The organism is Streptomyces glaucescens (assembly GCF_002154375.1).
Classification (GTDB): domain Bacteria; phylum Actinomycetota; class Actinomycetes; order Streptomycetales; family Streptomycetaceae; genus Streptomyces; species Streptomyces glaucescens.
In genome coordinates this window covers 1-1372 of sequence record NZ_MUND01000874.1, presented here as the reverse complement: position 1 = coordinate 1372, position 1372 = coordinate 1, and the positions used below count along the sequence as shown (strand labels likewise).

General features: G+C 74.6%; 2 protein-coding genes. Both read left to right on the top strand.

Features of this window, described 5'->3' with window-relative positions; all coding sequences use genetic code 11:
* Positions 1–659, top strand: a 659-nt coding sequence (locus CCN42_RS38690) for a sensor histidine kinase (protein WP_143662183.1), incomplete at its 5' end; no start/stop codon positions are given.
* Complete coding sequence (locus CCN42_RS38685) at positions 656–1303, top strand: yippee-like protein (RefSeq protein WP_211294893.1); 648 nt, start codon at positions 656–658, stop codon at positions 1301–1303. The genes CCN42_RS38690 and CCN42_RS38685, both read left to right, overlap by 4 nt.
* Positions 1304–1372 lie beyond the last annotated feature (69 nt).

Genomic DNA, 1372 nt, shown 5'->3' with positions numbered 1-1372 from the left:
CGCACGAACTGCGCACCCCGCTCGCCGGGATGCTCGCCGTCACCGAGGTCCTCGACGAGGACGCGGGCCGGCTGGACCCCGACACCGCCCGCGCGGTCCGGCTGATCAGCTCCGAGACGGGGAAGCTCGCCGTGCTCGTCGAGGACCTGATGGAGATCTCCCGCTTCGACGCGCGCGCGGCGGAGCTGCACACCGACGAGATCGACGCGGCGGAGGCCATCCGCAAGACCCTGGAGAACCGGCACTGGACGGACGGCCGGGTCCGCGCCGAACTGCCCCCCGGCATTCGCGCCCGGCTCGACCCGCGCCGCTTCGACATCGTGGTCGCCAATCTCGTCGGCAACGCGCTGCGGCACGGCGGCGCGCCCGTCACCGTACGGCTGCGTCTCGAGGCGCGGTCCCACGGTGTGCCCGTGCTGGTCACGGAGGTCGCCGACAGCGGGCCCGGGATCCGGCCGGAGGTGCTGCCACACATCTTCGACCGCTTCTACAAGGCCGACGCGGCCCGTACCCGCTCGGCGGGCAGCGGACTGGGGCTGGCGATCACCCTGGAGAACGTCAGGCTGCACGGCGGGACGATCCGCGCGGGGAACCTGCCGCGCGGCGGTGCCGTCTTCACCGTCGAGATACCGCTGCACGCGGAGGAGGACGACGGATGAGGCGGGGGCGGACGCGCGGCCGGACGGCCGGTGTCGCGGTGCCGATGGCGGCTGCCCTGCTGCTCGGTGGCTGCGGCATCCAGGAGACCGATGTCATCGAGGCGGGCGGCCCCGCCTCGGTCCAGGCCTTCGTCAACCCCGGGTACGACGCGCTGCTCTTCTTCCGCGCCCCCGACGGGGCCCTGAGTCCGGTGAGCCGGTCGGTCACGGAATCGTCGGGATTCGGGGCCGGCTACGGGGGACCCGACGGCCCGACCGAGCCGGTCACGACGGAGAAGGCGATCGCCGCCCTGCTCACCGGTCCCGGACCGGCCGAGAAGTCCGCGGGGCTCGGCACCTCGCTGCCCCGGGTCACCGCCGGGGGCATCGGGGTCGAACTGTCCCCGAACGCGGAAGTCGCGGTGACCCTTCCGCTGGCCCTCGGCGCACTGGACGCGACCGCGCTGCGCCAGCTGGTCTGCACGGCCGCCTACAGCCAGGACCGCGACGGCCGGACCACGGTGCGGATGGCGGGCAAGGACGGTGTGACGGCGACCGGCACCTGCGGCCTCGACATCGCCGCCGAGCCCGCTCCCGTGGCCGTCGAGACCCCCGCCCGGCGTGAACGGGCCGACAGGACCGGCCAGTCGTCGCCCTCTTCCTGACGGGCGTGCGGCTGCGCGACAGCGCACGGACGGGCTCGACCGACCTGGGCGGGGGTCTCGCCTCACCGG

Bases quoted from the DNA above. Each gene is read 5' to 3' on its own strand.
- CCN42_RS38685 (WP_211294893.1), top strand. From the start codon at position 656: ATGAGGCGGGGGCGGACGCGCGGCCGGACGGCCGGTGTCGCGGTGCCG.